The 1,510-nt window shown below is 67.7% G+C and carries 1 protein-coding gene; it reads right to left on the reverse strand.

Annotation, left to right across the window (positions count from 1 at the left end):
- Nucleotides 1-17: 17 nt before the first annotated feature.
- Nucleotides 18-1,352 carry an ISL3 family transposase gene (locus tag ABGB01_RS45905; protein WP_347780636.1) on the reverse strand — a complete coding sequence of 445 codons (1,335 nt, stop codon included), beginning with the start codon at nucleotides 1,350-1,352 and terminating at the stop codon, nucleotides 18-20.
- Nucleotides 1,353-1,510 lie beyond the last annotated feature (158 nt).

Genomic DNA, 1,510 nt, shown 5'->3' on the forward strand with positions numbered 1-1,510 from the left:
ATGGGGGCTCTCGGAAGTTAAGCGGGAATGGCACGGTTTCGGCTCTCTCGTGTGGTTGCGCAGCGTGACCGGAGGCGTTGGTTGGCCGGGTTGCGGAAGCCGTATGCGCAGCGGGCTTCGAGTTTGATGACCCGGTTGGTGCCCTCACTCTTGGCGTTGGTGATCCCGGTGAGCAGGAACGCCTCGATCTCGTTCCACCAGGAGGCGACGGTCTCGGCGAGTGTGAGGAGTTCGGGCAGGTAGGGATGGTCGGCGCACCAGGTGTAGAAGGCGTGCAGGCGGTGGGCGATCGTCGAGCGGGTGGGGTTGGTGCGGGCCAGGGCGAGCAGGTGCCGCAGTTTCTCCTTGGCGTGCCAGCCGGCCAGGATGTGTCGGCCGTAGGTTCCGATCCTGGTCAGGTCGCGTTCCAGGATGGCGATCTGCTCGTCGGTGAGGTCTTCGCGGTTGGAGCGCAGCAGCCGCCGGTGGTCGTATTCGGGATCTCCTGTTCGGCCGCGACGGTCACGCATCTTCCAGGTCAGGCGGCGGCGCAGGTCGGCGAGCTTGCCGTTGGCCAGTTGCACGAGGTGGAAGTGGTCGACCACGATGATCGTGTGGGGCAGGGCGGCGCGGACCGCGCAGCGGAAGGTCTGGCACATGTCGATCGCCACGTGGGTGACCGCCGTTCGCCATGCCTTGGGGCGGGCGTTCAACCAGGCCGCCACTGATGCGGAGACGCGGCCTTCGACCTGGCCGAGCAGTCCCTGGCCGGTGGCGAGGTCGGTGAAACCGACATGCCAGCGGTCCGCGATCAGCCGGTATTTCCCGGTGCCGGGGTCTTGCTCCCAGCGGGGGCGGCCGCGGCGGATCTCGTCGATGCCGATCATGGGGGTGGGTTCGGGCTGGTCGGGCAGTGCCTCGGTGGCGTAGGCGCGTAGTTCGCGCATCGCGATGGGCCAGGAAAGGCGGTGGTCGCGGGCGGCTTGGGTGACGGTGCGGCCACCGTCGGCGATCGCGCGTCCACAGGCGCGGCGCAGCCGGGCGGTCGTCCGCATCCCGGCGCTGACCTGCGGGATCTGCTCGGTGAACGAGCCTCGCGGGCACAACGGTTCGCGGCAGCTCCACCGGAATTTGTGCCACAGCAGGGTGTACGGGGAGCCACTCGCGCACAGGTCCCGTGGCCGGGTGGCCACCCGTTCCTTGGCTGTGACGGAGAAGACGCCGCAGGCCGGGCAGGCACGGGCGGATTCGTCGGCGGTGACGACGTGAACGATCCGGTGGCCATCGTGGTCGCGCTCGACCTTGACCACGTGCAGGCCCTCCAGATCAAGCAGCAGTGTCGCCTCGGCGGAGGTCTCGATAGGGTTGTGCACGCCCGTGGTTCCTTGGGGGTTGACTGCGTAGAGAACAGTCATGATCCACAAGAGCCACGGGTTTCGCATGTCCGGGTCCGACGTCCCCATCAACCGTCACATACGGTGACCTTCGAGCGCGAGTCGGCCGGCCGTTTCCCGATCAAGATCGGAGACCC

This window comes from Nonomuraea sp. B5E05 (genome assembly GCF_039880665.1).
Lineage (GTDB): Bacteria > Actinomycetota > Actinomycetes > Streptosporangiales > Streptosporangiaceae > Nonomuraea.